This is a genomic window from Stutzerimonas sp. CXK-1 (genome assembly GCF_057738225.1).
The window spans coordinates 758,068-773,012 of the sequence record NZ_CM173217.1; the positions used below are offsets into that span (position 1 = coordinate 758,068).

16 protein-coding genes are annotated in these 14,945 nt (G+C 68.6%); 7 read left to right on the top strand and 9 right to left on the bottom strand.

The window, feature by feature from the left end; translation table 11 throughout:
- The first annotated feature begins 1 nt into the window (after window position 1).
- The 7 genes from narH (at window position 2) to AC0KXH_RS03625 (ending at window position 7,209) form a co-directional block, all read left to right on the top strand.
- Window positions 2-1,540 carry a nitrate reductase subunit beta gene (narH, locus tag AC0KXH_RS03595; protein WP_041103700.1) on the top strand — a complete coding sequence of 513 codons (1,539 nt, stop codon included), beginning with the start codon at window positions 2-4 and terminating at the stop codon, window positions 1,538-1,540.
- A 2-nt stretch (window positions 1,541-1,542) separates the two neighbouring features.
- Window positions 1,543-2,295 carry a nitrate reductase molybdenum cofactor assembly chaperone gene (gene narJ / locus AC0KXH_RS03600; protein WP_041103702.1) on the top strand — a complete coding sequence of 251 codons (753 nt, stop codon included), beginning with the start codon at window positions 1,543-1,545 and terminating at the stop codon, window positions 2,293-2,295.
- Window positions 2,288-3,088, top strand: a complete 801-nt coding sequence (gene narI / locus AC0KXH_RS03605; protein ID WP_488224170.1) for a respiratory nitrate reductase subunit gamma — start codon at window positions 2,288-2,290, stop codon at window positions 3,086-3,088. Before narJ ends, narI begins: the two co-directional genes overlap by 8 nt.
- A 69-nt stretch (window positions 3,089-3,157) precedes the next feature.
- A complete protein-coding gene (locus AC0KXH_RS03610; RefSeq protein ID WP_200627825.1) occupies window positions 3,158-4,123 on the top strand; it encodes a peptidylprolyl isomerase in 966 nt (321 codons plus the stop codon).
- A gap of 102 nt (window positions 4,124-4,225) precedes the next feature.
- Window positions 4,226-5,215: a GTP 3',8-cyclase MoaA gene (gene moaA / locus AC0KXH_RS03615; protein ID WP_224109437.1), complete on the top strand. Its 990-nt coding sequence runs from the start codon at window positions 4,226-4,228 to the stop codon at window positions 5,213-5,215.
- A 219-nt stretch (window positions 5,216-5,434) separates the two neighbouring features.
- A complete protein-coding gene (gene moaB / locus AC0KXH_RS03620) occupies window positions 5,435-5,980 on the top strand; it encodes a molybdenum cofactor biosynthesis protein B (RefSeq protein ID WP_043218578.1) in 546 nt (181 codons plus the stop codon).
- Window positions 5,977-7,209, top strand: a complete 1,233-nt coding sequence (locus tag AC0KXH_RS03625) for a molybdopterin molybdotransferase MoeA (RefSeq protein WP_488224171.1) — start codon at window positions 5,977-5,979, stop codon at window positions 7,207-7,209. Before moaB ends, AC0KXH_RS03625 begins: the two co-directional genes overlap by 4 nt.
- Window positions 7,210-7,269: 60 nt before the next feature.
- Here AC0KXH_RS03625 and AC0KXH_RS03630 read toward each other — a convergent pair whose 3' ends face one another.
- From AC0KXH_RS03630 to AC0KXH_RS03670, 9 genes are all read right to left on the bottom strand, one after another.
- Window positions 7,270-7,818: a cytochrome b gene (locus AC0KXH_RS03630; protein ID WP_041103714.1), complete on the bottom strand. Its 549-nt coding sequence runs from the start codon at window positions 7,816-7,818 to the stop codon at window positions 7,270-7,272.
- A 58-nt stretch (window positions 7,819-7,876) separates the two neighbouring features.
- Entirely contained in the window at window positions 7,877-9,331 is a 1,455-nt protein-coding gene (locus AC0KXH_RS03635; RefSeq protein ID WP_488224172.1) for an ATP-binding protein, read from the bottom strand.
- Window positions 9,331-9,987, bottom strand: coding sequence for a response regulator (locus AC0KXH_RS03640; protein WP_041103718.1), 657 nt, complete (start codon window positions 9,985-9,987; stop codon window positions 9,331-9,333). Before AC0KXH_RS03640 ends, AC0KXH_RS03635 begins: the two co-directional genes overlap by 1 nt.
- Before the next feature lie 129 nt (window positions 9,988-10,116).
- Window positions 10,117-10,767 (bottom strand): tetratricopeptide repeat protein, encoded by a 651-nt coding sequence (locus AC0KXH_RS03645; RefSeq protein ID WP_165564002.1) that lies wholly within the window; start codon window positions 10,765-10,767, stop codon window positions 10,117-10,119.
- Window positions 10,764-11,603, bottom strand: coding sequence for an SDR family oxidoreductase (locus AC0KXH_RS03650; RefSeq protein ID WP_488224173.1), 840 nt, complete (start codon window positions 11,601-11,603; stop codon window positions 10,764-10,766). Before AC0KXH_RS03650 ends, AC0KXH_RS03645 begins: the two co-directional genes overlap by 4 nt.
- Window positions 11,590-12,261: an iron-containing redox enzyme family protein gene (locus AC0KXH_RS03655; RefSeq protein WP_488224174.1), complete on the bottom strand. Its 672-nt coding sequence runs from the start codon at window positions 12,259-12,261 to the stop codon at window positions 11,590-11,592. Before AC0KXH_RS03655 ends, AC0KXH_RS03650 begins: the two co-directional genes overlap by 14 nt.
- Window positions 12,262-12,269: 8 nt before the next feature.
- Window positions 12,270-13,724: an AMP-binding protein gene (locus tag AC0KXH_RS03660; RefSeq protein ID WP_488224175.1), complete on the bottom strand. Its 1,455-nt coding sequence runs from the start codon at window positions 13,722-13,724 to the stop codon at window positions 12,270-12,272.
- The gene (locus AC0KXH_RS03665; RefSeq protein WP_488224176.1) at window positions 13,708-14,397 is read right to left on the bottom strand and encodes a thermostable hemolysin; all 690 of its coding nucleotides are present in this window, start codon (window positions 14,395-14,397) and stop codon (window positions 13,708-13,710) included. The genes AC0KXH_RS03660 and AC0KXH_RS03665 overlap by 17 nt, the downstream gene beginning before the upstream one ends.
- A 121-nt stretch (window positions 14,398-14,518) precedes the next feature.
- The gene (locus AC0KXH_RS03670) at window positions 14,519-14,908 is read right to left on the bottom strand and encodes a YkvA family protein (protein ID WP_061337042.1); all 390 of its coding nucleotides are present in this window, start codon (window positions 14,906-14,908) and stop codon (window positions 14,519-14,521) included.
- Window positions 14,909-14,945: the final 37 nt, after the last annotated feature.

Consider the following 14,945-nt stretch of genomic DNA (forward strand, 5'->3'; position numbering starts at 1 on the left):
CATGAAGATTCGTTCACAAGTTGGCATGGTGTTGAACCTGGACAAGTGCATCGGTTGCCACACCTGTTCGATCACCTGCAAGAACGTCTGGACCAGCCGCGAAGGCATGGAATACGCCTGGTTCAACAACGTCGAGACCAAGCCCGGGATCGGCTACCCGAAAGAGTGGGAAAACCAGGACAAGTGGAAGGGCGGCTGGGTGCGCAACGGCGACGGCACCATCAACCCGAAGATCGGCGGCAAGTTCCGCGTGCTGGCGAACATCTTCGCCAACCCGGACCTGCCTTCGATCGACGACTACTACGAGCCGTTCGACTTCGACTACCAGAACCTGCACACCGCGCCGATCTCCGACCACCAGCCGGTGGCCCGCCCGCGCTCGCTGATTTCCGGCCAGCGCATGCAGAAGATCGAGTGGGGCCCGAACTGGGAGGAAATCCTCGGCACCGAGTTCGCCAAGCGCCGCAAGGACAAGAACTTCGACAAGGTGCAAGCCGACATCTACGGCGAGTACGAGAACACCTTCATGATGTACCTGCCGCGCCTGTGCGAGCACTGCCTCAACCCGGCGTGCGCGGCCTCCTGCCCGAGCGGCGCGATCTACAAGCGCGAAGAGGACGGCATCGTCCTCATCGACCAGGAGAAGTGCCGCGGCTGGCGCATGTGCATCAGCGGCTGCCCGTACAAGAAGATCTACTTCAACTGGAAGAGCGGCAAATCCGAGAAGTGCATCTTCTGCTTCCCGCGCATCGAGGCCGGCATGCCGACCGTCTGTGCCGAGACCTGCGTGGGCCGCATCCGCTACCTCGGCGTGCTGCTGTACGACGCCGACCGCATCCATGAAGTGGCCAGCACCGTCAACGAGCAGGACCTGTACCAGAAGCAGCTGGAGATCTTCCTCGACCCGTTCGACCCGAAGGTCATCGAGCAGGCGCTCGACGACGGCGTGCCGATGTCGGTGATCGAGGCCGCGCAGAAGTCGCCGGTGTACAAGATGGCGGTGGACTGGAAGCTGGCGCTGCCGCTGCACCCCGAGTACCGCACCCTGCCGATGGTCTGGTACGTGCCGCCGCTGTCCCCTATCCAGAACGCCGCGGCCGCCGGCCACGTCAGCATGGACGGCGTGCTGCCGGACGTCGACAGCCTGCGCATTCCGCTGCGCTACCTGGCCAACCTGCTCACCGCCGGTGACGAGAAGCCGGTCAAGCTGGCGCTCAAGCGCATGCTCGCCATGCGTGCCTACAAGCGCGCCGAGCAGGTCGACGGCGTGCAGGACCTCGAGGTACTGGAGAGCGTCGGCCTGAGCGTCGACCAGGTCGAGGACATGTACCGCTACCTGGCCATCGCCAACTACGAGGACCGCTACGTGATCCCCTCGGCGCACCGCGAAGAAGCCGCCAGCGATGCCTTCGCCGAGCGCTCGGGCTGCGGCTTCAGCTTTGGCAGCGGCTGCTCCGGCGCCTCCGACACCAACATGTTCGGTGCGAAGAAGGCCAACCGCCGCGACATCATCAAGACCGTCCAGCTGTGGGAGGACTGAGCATGAAGATCCTCAAGGTGATCTCCCTGCTGCTCGACTACCCCGGCGAGCATCTGCTCGACGGACGTCAGGAGCTGGCGCAGGCGATCGCCTCGGCCCGCGAGATCAGCCCGGAGCAGCGCATCGCGCTGCGCCGGCTGCTCGACGCGCTGACCGAGGACGATCTGATGGACGTGCAGGAGCGCTACACCGAGCTGTTCGACCGCGGCCGCACGCTCTCGCTGCTGCTGTTCGAGCACGTGCATGGCGAGTCGCGTGACCGCGGCCAGGCCATGGTCGACCTGATGGCGCAGTACGAGGCCGCCGGGTTCGCCATCGGCGTGCGCGAGCTGCCGGACTACATCCCGCTGTACCTCGAGTACCTCGCCACCCGCGAGGAGCTCGAGGCCCGCGAGGGGCTGGCCGACGTGGCGCACCTCCTGGCGCTGCTCGCCGCACGCCTGGAAGAGCGCGAGAGCCCGCACGCGGCGTGCTTCCACGCGCTGCTGCAGATCGCCGGGCAGACCGTCGAGCAGGCCGTGGGCGAGCTGCGCGAGCAGGTCGCCGGCGAGGTGCGCGACGACTCGCTCGAGGCGCTGGACAAGGTCTGGGAGGAAGAACAGGTGAACTTCCTCCAGGCCGAGCAGCAGGACCGCTGCCCGTCCATGCCGGGCGGCCCGGGCAAGGCTCGCGAAGAAACCCCGGTGCCGCTGCACTGGACCGATTTCAAGCAAGACGGGCAAGCCGCGCTGGCCCAGGAGGTGCGCAATGTCTAACTTCAATTTCCTGCTGTTCGGGGTTTACCCCTACATCGCCCTGGCGGTCTGCCTGATCGGCAGCTGGGCGCGCTTCGACCTGTCGCAATACAGCTGGAAGGCCGGCTCCAGCCAGATGCTCCAGCCCAAGGGCATGCGCCTGGCGAGCAACCTGTTCCACGTCGGGGTGATCTTCATCCTCGCCGGGCACTTCGTCGGCCTGCTGACTCCGGCCTCGGTCTATCACCACTTCATCAGCAGCGGTGCCAAGCAGGTGGTGGCGATGGTCTCCGGCGGCTTCTTCGGCGTGCTCTGCCTGATCGGCCTGATCATGCTGATCCAGCGCCGGCTGAACGACCCGCGCGTGCGTGCCAGCTCGAACAAGAGCGACATCATGATCCTCTTCGTGCTGCTCGCTCAGCTGGTGCTCGGCCTGCTGACCATCTTCGCCTCGCTCGGCCATCTCGATGGCTCGGTGATGGTGTTGCTGGGCAACTGGGCGCAGAGCGTGGTGACGCTGCAGCCGGTCAAGGCCGCGGGCGCCATCGAATCGGTGGGCATCGTCTACAAGCTGCATGTGTTCCTCGGCCTGACCCTGTTCGTGCTGTTCCCCTTCACCCGCCTGGTGCACATCGTCAGTGCCCCGGTGTGGTACCTGGGCCGGCGCTACCAGATCGTCCGCCAGAAGGGTGTCAAGCCGATGGCCAAGCGGGTCAAGCGGCCGCTGGGCTACCAGGCCCCGGCGCGTGCCCAGGCCGGCAACACGCCGGCGCCGGGTTATGCCACGGCCAAGGCCCGCGACAGCGTGCACTGAACAGCTGTGGCCGGCGTGCGCGCCGGCCACAGCCGATACGCGTTTCCAGTTTTCGAGAGGTAGGCCGTCATGGGTTGTGGATGCGGTGGTAGTGGAAGTGGAGGTGGTTGCGGTGGCGGTGTGCGCCCCGAGCTGGAACGGCCGGTCGAGGCACCGCTGTTCGAGGAACTGCCCCACGAGGTGGCCGAGCAGGACGCCCCGGCCGAAAGCGAAGCGGAACAGGCCGCGCCGCTGCTGATCGCCAGCAGCGAGCAGGAGTGGCCGCGGGTACGCGTCAACGGCGTGGAAATCGCGCCGCAGGCGATCGCCCAGGAGCTGCAATACCACCCGGCCGACAGCCGTGACGAGGCGGTCTACCTCGCCACCCAGGCGCTGGTGATCCGCGAGCTGCTGCAGCAGCGCATTGCCGAGCTGGGCCTGCTGGTCCGCGCGCAGGCCGGTGAAAGCGAGGAAGAAGCCGCCACCCGTGCCCTGATCGAACAGGAAGTGCAGCTGCCGCTGGCCGACGACAGCGCCTGTCGGCAGTTCTACGACGGCAACCGCCAGCGCTTCTTCAGCGCCCCTCTGCTCGCCGCCCGGCACATCCTGCTGGCCTGCCCGCCGGACGACGCCGAAGAGCGCAGCCGGGTACGCGAGCGTGCCGAGGCCCTGCTGGCCCAGCTCAAGGCCGAGCCAGGCCGGTTTGCCGAACTGGCGTTGCGCCATTCGGATTGCCCGTCGAAGGAGCAGGGCGGCGCGCTGGGACAGATCAGCAAAGGCCAGACGGTGCCCGAGTTCGAGCGCCAGCTGTTCCGTCAGGGCGAAGGGCTCTGCGCGCATCCGCTGGAGAGCCGCTACGGCTACCACCTGGTGCACGTCGACCAGCGCATCGAAGGCCAGCAACTGCCCTACGAGATCGTCGCCGGGGCCATCCGCGCCGAGCTCAACGGGCGGGTCTGGCAGATCGGCGTCGGCCAGTACATCAAGAGCCTGATCGGCGCGGCCAACATCGAAGGGATTCTGATGCCGGGCGCCGACACACCGCTGATGAATTGACGGTGGCCTGGCTCCGCGCCCGATGGCGGTGCCTCGGCTCCCATCGGGCGCGGCCTGGCGATTAACGAGCGTCATCCACCCTATGCAGTTCAGAGGTCCTCGATGACTCACCTACGCGATGCGCACAACCGCCAGATCGACTACCTGCGCATGTCGGTCACCGACCGCTGCGACTTCCGCTGCGTCTACTGCATGGCCGAGGACATGACCTTTCTGCCGCGCCAGCAGGTGCTCGGCCTGGAGGAGCTGGAGCGCATCGCGCGCATCTTCGTTGGCCTGGGCGTGAAGAAGATTCGCCTCACCGGCGGCGAGCCGCTGGTGCGCCAGGGCATCGTCGGGCTCTGCGAGCGCATTGCCGCGCTGCCCGGTCTGCGTGAGTTGGTGATGACCACCAACGGCTCGCAGCTGGTCAAGCTGGCCGAGCCGCTGGCCCGCGCCGGGGTCAAGCGCCTGAACATCAGCCTCGATAGCCTGGATGCCGAGAAATTCCACACCATCACCCGCACCGGTCACCTGCAGCAGGTGCTCGACGGCATCGACGCGGCGCGAGCCGCCGGCTTCGAGCGGATCAAGCTCAACGCCGTGGTAATGAAGGGGCGCAACGCCGAGGAAGTCGCCGACCTGGTGGACTTCGCCATTCGCGGCGGGCTGGACATCAGCTTCATCGAGGAAATGCCGCTGGGCGACGTCGGCCGTTCACGCGGCGAGAGCTTCTGCTCCAGCGACGAGGTCAAGGCGCTGATCGCTGAGCGCCATGCGCTGATCGACTCCGCCGAGCAGAGCGGTGGGCCGGCGCGCTATGTGCGCCTGCCGGAGCATCCGCAGACGCGCGTCGGCTTCATCTCGCCGCATTCACACAACTTCTGCGCCACCTGCAACCGCGTACGGCTGACGGTCGAAGGGCGTCTGCTGCTGTGCCTGGGCCATGAAAACTCCATCGATCTGCGCGGCCTGCTGCGTCGCCACCCGACGCGCGACCAGCCGGTGATCGAGGCCATCCATGGCGCATTGCAGCGCAAGCCGCTGCGTCACGAGTTCGCCAGCGGCGGCGAAGTGCAGGTGCTGCGCTTCATGAATGCCAGCGGTGGCTGAAGCCGTCGCGACGGGCTTCGAGCCGCCGCACGAATTCGCTACCATCGAGCGGTTTCGCCCGGTCCGGCCGAGCGCCTTGCCCGCCTGGGGCGTGGAACCGCTCGCCGCGTTGTCAGACCCGATTGCACCCATGCCGCGCGGGCATACCTCCAACGGGGAATGGGTTCGCGCTGAGCGCCGGTGCAGCCTGCGCACACATCTTCAAGGGAGTTTCGAGCCATGGCTCACCTGTCGAACACCGAATTCCAGCCGCTGAGCATTGCCGTGCTCACGGTCAGCGACACCCGCAACCTGGACACCGACACCTCCGGCCAGGCCCTGATCGATGGCCTCACCAGCGCCGGCCACAGCCTTGCCGAGCGCGCCATCGTCAAGGACGACATCTGGCAGATCCGCGCCCGTGTCTGCAGCTGGATCGCCAGCGAGAACGTGCAGGTGGTGCTGATCACCGGCGGCACCGGCTTCACCGCCCGCGACAACACTCCGCAGGCGGTGCAGCCGCTGATGGACAAGGCCGTCGACGGCTTCGGCGAGTTGTTCCGCCATGTCTCGCTGGGCGAGATCGGCACCTCCACCGTGCAGTCCCGCGCGCTGGCCGGGATGAGCAACGGCACGCTGGTCTGCTGCCTGCCGGGCTCGACCAACGCCTGCCGCACCGCCTGGAACAAGATTCTCGTCGAGCAGCTGGACAGCCGCACCAAACCCTGCAATTTCGTGCCGCACCTCAAGGCGTCCGCGGTCGACTACTGCGGGCCCCGCTCATGAGCGCCTGTGGCTGCGACGTTGGCGGCCTGAAGCCGGTCGACGAGGCCATCGCTGAGCTGCTGGCACGGGTGCCGGCGCCGCCTGCGGTGGAAGAGGTCGCCCTGCGCGATGCGCTTGGGCGCGTGCTCGCCGAGCCGCTGGAGGCGAGTTTTCCGGTGCCGGCCTGGGACAACAGCGCGATGGACGGCTACGCCCTTTGCGCCGCCGACCTGCCGGCCGAGGGCGGAGCCCTGCCGCTGGCCGGGCGCATCGCCGCCGGTGACGCCGCCGAGCAGCAATTGCCGGCCGGGCATGCGGTGCGCATCTTCACCGGCGCGCCGCTGCCGCCGGGTGCCGATGCCGTGGTCGCCCAGGAAAACTGCCGCGTCGAGGGCGAACGCATCTGGCTGCCGGCGGTGGCTGCCGGCGACAACGTGCGCCGCCGTGGCGAGGAAACCGCCGCCGGCGAGCGCCTGCTCGAGGCCGGCAAGCGTCTGCGCCCGCAGGAACTCGGCCTGCTGGCGACCTTTGGCGTGGCGCGGGTCAAGGTCTACCGGCGGCTGCGCGTGGCGCTGCTGTCCAGCGGCAACGAACTGCGTGAGCCGGGCGAGCCGCTCGAGTCCGGGCAGATCTACAACTCCAACCGCTACAGCCTGCTCGGCGTGCTGCAGAGCCTCGGCTGCGAGGTGCACGACTATCCGATCCTGGTCGACGATCTGGCAGCCAGCCGCGAAGCCCTGGCCGATGCGGCGAGTCGCTTCGACCTGATCATCACCTCGGGGGGCGTTTCGGTCGGCGAGGAGGACCATCTCAAGCAGGCGATCCGCGAACTGGGCGAGCTGCACCTGTGGCGCCTGGCGATCCAGCCGGGCAAGCCGCTGGCCTTCGGCGAGGTCAACGGGACGCCGTGGATCGGCCTGCCCGGCAACCCTGCCGCGGCGCTGGTCACTTCGCTGGTGGTGGCGCGGCCATTCCTGTTGCGAGCGCAAGGTTGCACGCAGGGGGACGTCCGGCCGCTGCGCCTGCCCGCCGGCTTCGCCTGGCGCAAGGCCAACGTGCGCCGGCAGTATCTGCGCGCGCGGCTGGAGGCGGTGGATGGTCAGTTGCAGGTCCGCCTGTTTCCACGCCAGGGCTCGGCCATGCTGACCTCGGCCACCTGGGCCGAAGGCCTGGCCATCGTAGACTGCCAGCGCACGCTGGAAGCCGGTGAGCAGATCGAGTACCTGCCGTTCAGCGAACTGCTGGCCTGAACGAAAACACGCCCGGTGACTGCGGTCGCCGGGCGTCTTTCGTCAGTTGCCGATCAGGCGTTATGGGCGCTGCGGCAGCATGCGCTTGAGTACATCGTCGCGCCGCACGTAATGGTGGAACAGCGCTGCCACCGCATGCAGGCCGATCAGCCAGTAGCCGGCGACCGCCAGGGTCTCGTGGATTTCCTTGATCTCCCCCGCCAGGGCCTTGTCGGCGCCTATCAGTGCCGGCAACTCGAGGCCGAAGAACGGAATTGGCTTGCCCGCGGCGCTCAGGGTCAGCCAGCCGAGCAGCGGCAGACCGATCATCAGGCCATACAGCGCCAGGTGGACCAGCTTGGCCAGGGCAGTTTCCCAGCCGGCTGCACCGGCGACCGCGCCCGGTGCCGGGTTCAGCAGGCGCGCGATCAGGCGCAGCCAGACCAGCCCGAAGATCGTCAGGCCGAGCATGAAGTGCCACTGCTTGAGCAACTCGCGCGGTTCGCTGCCCTTGGGGAAATTGCCCTTGAGCTCGATGGTGGCGTAGACGCCGGCGATCAGCAGCACCATCAGCCAGTGCAGGGCGATACTCAGGCGGCCGTAGCGCGCCACGGGGTTCGAAGCGGACATTTCACGCACTCCATGTAGGGGAATGCCGACAGTCTAGAGCGGCCAGCTTAAGCGAAGCTTAGCGAGCGACCGACTGTACTGCGGCGAGCTGTCGCGGTAGCCGTACGCCCGCCTGCAGGCCGCCGAGCGGCGACTCGGTCAACTGGATGCTGGCGCCGTGCAGCTCGACGATGCGCGCGACGATGGCCAGCCCGAGCCCGGCGCCCTGGCCGTCGCCCTGACGGTAGAAACGCTCGAACAGCTTGTCGCGCTGCTCGACCGGGACGCCGGGGCCGCTGTCGTCCACCCGCAGCACGATGGCATCGTCCGTTGCCTGCAGGCCGACCTGGATCTGCCCGCCGGCCGGCGTGTACTGCAGCGCATTGCTGACCAGATTCTGCAGCAGGGTGCTCAGCGCGGCGGCGTCGCCGGTGAGCTGGTAATCGGCGCTTTCGTCCGCCTCGAGCGTGAGTTCCTGGCCGCGCGCCAGCGCCAAGGGGGTCAGTTCGGCGAGCGTTTCGCGGCACAGCGGGAGCAGGTCCAGTGCTTCGAGGCGCAGGCGTTGCGCGCTGGGCTCCAGGCGGGCCAGCGTGAGCAGCTGGGCGACCACACGGGTGGTACGGTCGACCCCCGCCAGGAGCTGTTGCAGCGCCTGCTCGCGGTCCTCCGGCTGTTCGGCCTGCAGCGCGTTCTGCGCATGAATGCGCAGCACCGCCAGCGGCGTGCGCAGCTCGTGGGCGGCGTCGGCGATGAAGCGCTTCTCGCGCTCGAGCAGCTGGTGGACCTGCTGCAGCAGCCGGTTGAGTGAGGCGGCGACCGGCTCCAGCTCGCGTGGCAACGGCGCCAGCAGCAGCGGCGCGAGGTGCTGCGGGTCGCGGTTGCGCAGCAGCTCGGCCATGCGCGCCAGCGGGCGCAGGCCCCAGCCCACCGCAAGCCAGAGCAGCAGGGCGAGCAGTGGCAGGCCGAGCAGATCGGGCATCAGGCTGCGGCGGGCGATCTTGCCAACCAGTTCGCCGCGCACGTCGCCGCGCTCGCCGACCAGAATCCACAGGTCGTCCTGCGCGTCGTGCAGCAGGAACAGCCGCCAGAGATGCGGGCCGAGGCGTACGTCGTGATAACCGGCGGCAAGCCCGGCGAAGGGCTCGCTCAGGTCGCTGTCGGCCGGCTGGCCGCTGGCATCGAGCAGCTGGCGCAACTCACCCTCCGGAGCGCCGGCCGACTGCAGCAACAGCTGCCCCTGGCGATCGAACACCTTGAAGCCCAGCTTGCTTTCGTAGGCGTGGCCGGGCAGCCCGCGACCGACACTGGCCGCCTCGTCGAGCGCCTGTTGCAGGCGGCGGCGCGCTTCGCTGTCGAGATCGCGTACCACCAGGCCCTGAACCAGCCGCGCGCTGTGCGCCAGCTGCGCATCGAACAGCTCCTCGGTCTCGTGGCGAGCGTCGCGGTAGCTCTGCCAGGAGATCAGCGACAGCGACAGCACCAGCGTGCCGACCACCAGCGCCAGGGTGCGGCTGCGGATCGAGCGCCGCAGCATCACTTGTCCACCAGATAACCGACGCCGCGCACGGTGCGGATCAGCTCGGGGAAGAACTTCTTGCGCAGGTGATGAATGTGCACCTCCAGCGCATTGCTCTCGACGTCCTCGTCCCAGCCATAGAGCACCTGCTGCAGCTTGTCGCGAGTCAGCACCCGGCCGGGCTGGGCCAGCAGTTCGTGGAGCAGGACGAATTCCTTGCGCGGCAGGTTGACCGGGTTGCCCTGGTAGCTGACCTGCTGGTTGACCGGATCGAGCAGGATGTCGCGGTAGGCCAGCACCGGCTCTGCCCGGTTGAAGCTGCGCCGCAGCAGCGCACGCAGGCGCGCCTTGAGTTCGGCGACATCGAAGGGTTTGACCAGGTAGTCATCGGCCCCGGCATCGAGCCCGGCGATGCGGTCGGCGGTGGCATCGCGCGCGGTGAGCACCAGCACCGGCACCGGATTGGCCTCGGCGCGCAGACGCCGGAGCACCTCGAGCCCGTCGAGTCGCGGCAGGCCGAGGTCGAGCACGGCGAGGTCGAAGCTCTCGTGGGTCAGCGCATGCAAGGCGCTGGCGCCATCCTGCAGCCAGTCGACGGTATAGCCTTCGGGCTTGAGCGCGGTGCGGATGCCTTCGCCGAGCGCCGGGTCGTCTTCCACCAGCAATAGGCGCATGTGATCTCCTGAAGGGTGAACAGCCAGGCGGGCGCGCCGGCGCGCCCTTGTCTGGCGGAGTATGGCAGCGGCCGGGGGCGGCCGGGGAGGGGGCGTGGCGGTCCGCCAGGGCAGCCGCCACGACGGCGATCAGCGCAGCTTGGTCTCGACCTCGTCGAGCAACCGCTGGGCCTCTTCGCGGCGCCCGGCATCGGCCGTCTCGCGGCCGGGCCGTGGCGGCGCGGCGAGCGCCTTGCGCAGCGCGACGCGGGCTTCGCCGTAGCGCTTCTGGCGCAGCAGGAAGTCGCCGTGGAAATAGTTCGGGTCGATGCCGTTCGGGTTCAGCGCCAGGGCCTGCTTGAACAGCGCTTCGGCCTTGTCGTCATCGCCGAAGCCGATCGGCCAGCCGGGCACCTGGTAGTAGAGGCTCGCCAGGCTGGTGTAGGCCGAGCCATCGAGCGCGTTCGGGTCGAGCTCGATGGCCTGCTCGAACTCGGCCTTGGCCTGCTTGACCAGGCCCAGTGCGCCGAGGCCGCCCTTGGCGCCGGCCCAGGTGCTCAGCACGATGCCGTGCCAGATGTGCAGTTCGGCAGCGTTCGGCTCGGCGGCCACGGCCTGTTTCGCCTCGTCGGCGAGTTTGGCGAAGGCCGCCTCGCGCTTTGCCTCGGGGGTCTGGTAGTTGATCTCGGCCCAGCGCTGCTGGAGGCTGTGCAATGCCTGCGCACCGGCAGGCTCCAGAGCCAGCGCGGGCTGGCCGAGCGTCAGCAGCAATGCGGCGATCAGTAACGGGTGGCGGGTCATCGGGAATCTCCGGGCAGGGTATCTGAAGGGGGCGGCGGGGTGCGCGGGCGGTCGGCGTCGGCGAAGCGCTTGACCACCGGCAGCTGCTTGCGCAGCGCCTGGTCGACCAGCCGCGGGAGGATGCCGTTGAGGCGCACGAAGAGCTTTTCCGGCCAGCCCAGGTACAGCTCCTCGCGCTCGCGGACGATGGCCCGCAGGATTTCCTCGGCGACCTGCTGCGGGTCGTCCATCTCGACTTTCAGCGCGTCGTTCATTGCCACCACCTGGGCACTGTTCATCGCCGTGCGAGTGGCCCGGGGCGCGATGTAGAGCACCTTGATGCGGCTGTCGGCGAGCTCACGGCGCAGCGCTTCGGAGAAGCCGCGCAGGGCGAACTTGCTGGCGCAGTAGGCGGTAAAGCCGGGAAAGCCGATCGAACCGAAGGTCGAGCCGAGGTTGACCAGCAGTGCCCGCGGCTGCTGGTGCAGCAGCGGCAGCAGCAGGTGGGTCAGCTGCAGCGTGGCCGTCACGTTGACTTCGATCAGCCGCGCGATGGCGTCCTCGCTCTGCTGCTCGAGCAGGCTGAACTGGTTGATCCCGGCGGCATTGATCACGCAATCGACGCAGCCCTGGCGACGCACGGCATCGGCCACCTGCTGGCGGTCCTGGGCGCGCGTGAGGTCGGCGTAGACCAGGCTGACCTGGCCGGAGAAACGCTGCGCGAGGTACTCCAGCGCCTCGCCCGAGCGCCCCGCGAGCAGCAGCTTGGCGCCCGCGGCACAGAGCCGCTCCACCAGTATCTGGCCGATCCCGCCACTGGCGCCGGTGAGCAGGATGCGCGTGTCACGCAGCTGCATGGCCGTGCTCCGGTGCGGTCAGGCTGCGGAAGATGTCGCCATACAGGCGGTACACCACGCGTGCGGTATGTACCACCGCGGCCTTGTCGGCCTCGTCGTCGAGGCGGTTCATCAGCTTCTTGAAGAACTCGATGTGCTCCATGTCCAGGCTGCCGTGGGAGGTCAGGTAGCTGAACGCCTTGGCCGGCAGGCCGAGCTTGTCCTGCAGCACGCCGGCGGCCTGGGTCGCCAGGGCGATGCTGGTGCCTTCGAGCACATTGACCATGCCGAAGAAGCTCGCCGGGTTGTGCCGGGCGATGCGGTCGTAGACGTAGGCCACCATCAGTTCGGTGGGCAGCGCGGGCTGGCCGTTGCGCACCGCCTCGGCATCGCCGCCGCAGGCGCGGATGTCATTGAGGATCCACTCCTGGTGGCCGAGCTCTTCCTCGATGTATTCGGCAATCGCCTCGCGCAGCCACTCGAGCCGCTCGGGCAGGCGCGCACCGCAGGCCATCAGCAGCGGCACGGTGTGCTTGACGTGGTGGTAGGCCTGGGTCAGGAAGGCAATGTACTGCTCGCGGGTGGCGGTGCCGGCCAGCGCGGCGTGAATGATCGGCGAGGCCAGCAGGTACTCGCGTTCGGCGCTGGTCCGGTGTTGCAACTGATCGAAGAAATCCATGAGAGACCTCACTGAAGGGAAGGCATAAGGGTGTCGAGCGTGGTGCGATAACGGCTCAGCAGCGCCGGGCGACGCAGCCGGCCATTGGCCGTGGCGAGGCCGTTGTCGGCGCGGAAGGGTTCGCTGGCACGCAGCCAGCGGTGCACCCGGGCGTAATCCGGCAGGCCGGCGTTGACCTGGCTCACCGCCGCCTGCAATTCGGCATCGCTGCAATCGGCGCGGCGGGGCACCAGCACCGCGACGTTCTGCGGCAGCGCCTCGCCATGCAGCCAGGCCTGGGCGATCGGCGCCTGCTGGATCAGCTCGGCCTCCACCCATTCGGGATTGACGTTGCGCCCGTAGGCGGTGACGAACTGGTGCTTCTTGCGCCCATGCAGAACCAGGAAACCGTCCTCGAAATGGCCGAGGTCACCGGTGGCCAGCCAGTCGTCGTGCAGCGGCGGCTCACCGAGATAACCGAGCATGTGCGGGCCCTTGACCAGCACCTCGCCATCTTCGGCCAGACGCAGCTCGACGTGCGGCAGCGGCCGGCCGACCGTGCCGATGCGCCGTGCCACGGGAGTGTTCAGGCAGACCACCGAGGCGCATTCGGACAAGCCGTAGCCCTCGAACACCGGCAGGCCGAGACGCTCGGCACGCTCGAGCAGTTGCGGCGCGACGCGGCCACCGCCGACCGCAATGAAGCGCAGCGCCGGTGGCAGCGGCAGGCCCTGCTCGGCAGCGCTGACCAGCGCCAGCAAGAGCTGCGGCAGCAGGATCAGGCTGTGCGGGCGGCTCTCGTTGAGCGTGCCGAGAAAGCGCGGCAGATCGAAGCCCGCCGCACCGCTGAAGCCGACCTCGGCCAGCGGGCGCAGCTCGACGCGGGCGCCGGCCAGCAACGGTGCGTAGAGCCCGGCGATGTTTTCCAGCAGGGTCGCCAGCGGCAGCACGCACAGGTGATGCTCCACCGCGCAGGGCAGGCTGGCCTGCCACAGGCTCTCGGCCACCGCGAGCTGTGCGCGCGCATCCAGGCACACGCCCTTGGGCTGGCCGGTGGTGCCGGAGGTATAGGTGATTTTCAGGGTGCCGGGCGGCACCGCGGTGACGGCGCCCGGCTGACGCAGGTACAGGCCGGGCTCCTGGGCGGTGAAGCCGCTGCGCTCGATCGGTGCCGGGGTCGCCCCGATCAGGCAATCGATGCCCGCGTGCTCCAGCACGTGCGCCTGCTGCGCCGGCGAGAAAAAGCCCGGCAGCGGTACGCAGACCAGCCCGGCGCGCAGCAGCGCGAGGTCCCACAGCGCCCATTCCAGGCCGTTGTCCAGGGCCAGCGCGACGCGCGCGACGCCGAGCGCTTCGAGCCGGCTGGCACGGGCGGCGACCTCGTGGCGCAGTTCGGCATAGCTCAGCTGGCGCGTGCCCTCGCTCAGGGCCATGCCGCTGTGCTGTTCAAGGGCCGTCCAGAAGCGTTCAGCTGCAGGCTGCATGGGGCACCTCGCCGGTATCGAACAGCGGCTGATAGCCAAGCCGGGCGTACACGCCGAGCTGCAGCAGATGCTGGTGGCCGGGCAAGATCTCGCCGGCCATCACCTGCGGGCGGCTGGCGTAGTAGCTGCCCCAGTCCGGCAGCTCGTCGCCCATTCGTGCCGGATCGGCCAGGCCCAGGGGCAGCGGCGTCAGCGCCAGACGCTGGAAGCTGTTGAGCAGCGCCGGAGTACCGGTGAACACCACCCAGCGGAAGCCCTGGGCGACCAGCAGGTCGGTCAGCGCGACGATCAACAGGCGTGCCGAGGCATTGCCGAAGGCGGCCAGGTTGCCGACCTCGACGATCTCCTCGCGGGGGATCGCCCGGCCGCTGCGCAGGCTGACGGCCTCTTCGATCGGTGCGTCCAGATAACGCTCGAGAAACAGCGGCCGGCGCCGCGCGCTGCGCAGGCCGACGGCGCCCTGCACGGTGCCGTCGTCGTCGTGCAGGCCAAGCAGGCAAGGCATGAAGTGCTTCACGTGCGCCCCGTAGTGCTCGGCGAAGCGCTGGTGGATGAAGGCTTCCAGCGCCATGCGGCGCTCGCCTTGATCGGGTTGGGCCAGTTGCAGGGTCATCGGCCGCTCGCGGCCGATGCGTGCCAGTACGTCAGTGTGATCAACCCAGGGGAGTTCCATTCGGGGAACCTCGGTTCAGGAATCTGGGCTGGAGTCTGCGGCGGCAAACTTAAGGCAGTCTTAAGCGGCGAGCGCTGTTCTGGCGGCGCTCGACCGTTACGTTTTTTTCACAAGGCGCTGGTTATGGTCGGCCTTGCCCGAGCAGCCAGTAGCCGGCCAGCGCGGCGCCGAGCAGCCAGATCAGCACGACTGCCACGGCACCGGCGCGACTGGTCGGGCGGGCCGCACGCCGTGCCTCCCAGGCCAGCGCCTGCTCTCGGCTTTCGGCCAGCACCTGCGGCGGCGTCAGGCGCAGTACCAGCCAGATGCCCAGCGGCAGAAGCAGCAGGTCGTCGAGGTAGCCGAGCAGCGGAATGAAGTCGGGGATCAGGTCGATCGGGCTCAGGGCGTAGGCGACGATGGCCAGGGTCAGCAGGCGCAGCCACCAGGGCAGCGCCGGGTGGCGGGCGCAGAACCAGAGCGCCATGACGTCGCGCTTGAGGGCACGGGCCCAGCCTTGCAGGCGGGCCATGAAACGGGACAGCACGGGCACTGGACGCTCCTTACCG

Excerpts from the sequence above, each read along its gene's own strand:
- narH (WP_041103700.1), top strand. The coding sequence starts at position 2 with ATGAAGATTCGTTCACAAGTTGGCATGGTGTTGAACCTGGACAAGTGC.
- narJ (WP_041103702.1), top strand. The coding sequence starts at position 1,543 with ATGAAGATCCTCAAGGTGATCTCCCTGCTGCTCGACTACCCCGGCGAG.
- narI (WP_488224170.1), top strand. The coding sequence starts at position 2,288 with ATGTCTAACTTCAATTTCCTGCTGTTCGGGGTTTACCCCTACATCGCC.
- AC0KXH_RS03610 (WP_200627825.1), top strand. The coding sequence starts at position 3,158 with ATGGGTTGTGGATGCGGTGGTAGTGGAAGTGGAGGTGGTTGCGGTGGC.
- moaA (WP_224109437.1), top strand. The coding sequence starts at position 4,226 with ATGACTCACCTACGCGATGCGCACAACCGCCAGATCGACTACCTGCGC.
- moaB (WP_043218578.1), top strand. The coding sequence starts at position 5,435 with ATGGCTCACCTGTCGAACACCGAATTCCAGCCGCTGAGCATTGCCGTG.
- AC0KXH_RS03625 (WP_488224171.1), top strand. The coding sequence starts at position 5,977 with ATGAGCGCCTGTGGCTGCGACGTTGGCGGCCTGAAGCCGGTCGACGAG.
- AC0KXH_RS03630 (WP_041103714.1), bottom strand. The coding sequence starts at position 7,818 with ATGTCCGCTTCGAACCCCGTGGCGCGCTACGGCCGCCTGAGTATCGCC.
- AC0KXH_RS03635 (WP_488224172.1), bottom strand. The coding sequence starts at position 9,331 with ATGCTGCGGCGCTCGATCCGCAGCCGCACCCTGGCGCTGGTGGTCGGC.
- AC0KXH_RS03640 (WP_041103718.1), bottom strand. The coding sequence starts at position 9,987 with ATGCGCCTATTGCTGGTGGAAGACGACCCGGCGCTCGGCGAAGGCATC.
- AC0KXH_RS03645 (WP_165564002.1), bottom strand. The coding sequence starts at position 10,767 with ATGACCCGCCACCCGTTACTGATCGCCGCATTGCTGCTGACGCTCGGC.
- AC0KXH_RS03650 (WP_488224173.1), bottom strand. The coding sequence starts at position 11,603 with ATGCAGCTGCGTGACACGCGCATCCTGCTCACCGGCGCCAGTGGCGGG.
- AC0KXH_RS03655 (WP_488224174.1), bottom strand. The coding sequence starts at position 12,261 with ATGGATTTCTTCGATCAGTTGCAACACCGGACCAGCGCCGAACGCGAG.
- AC0KXH_RS03660 (WP_488224175.1), bottom strand. The coding sequence starts at position 13,724 with ATGCAGCCTGCAGCTGAACGCTTCTGGACGGCCCTTGAACAGCACAGC.
- AC0KXH_RS03665 (WP_488224176.1), bottom strand. The coding sequence starts at position 14,397 with ATGGAACTCCCCTGGGTTGATCACACTGACGTACTGGCACGCATCGGC.
- AC0KXH_RS03670 (WP_061337042.1), bottom strand. The coding sequence starts at position 14,908 with ATGGCCCGCCTGCAAGGCTGGGCCCGTGCCCTCAAGCGCGACGTCATG.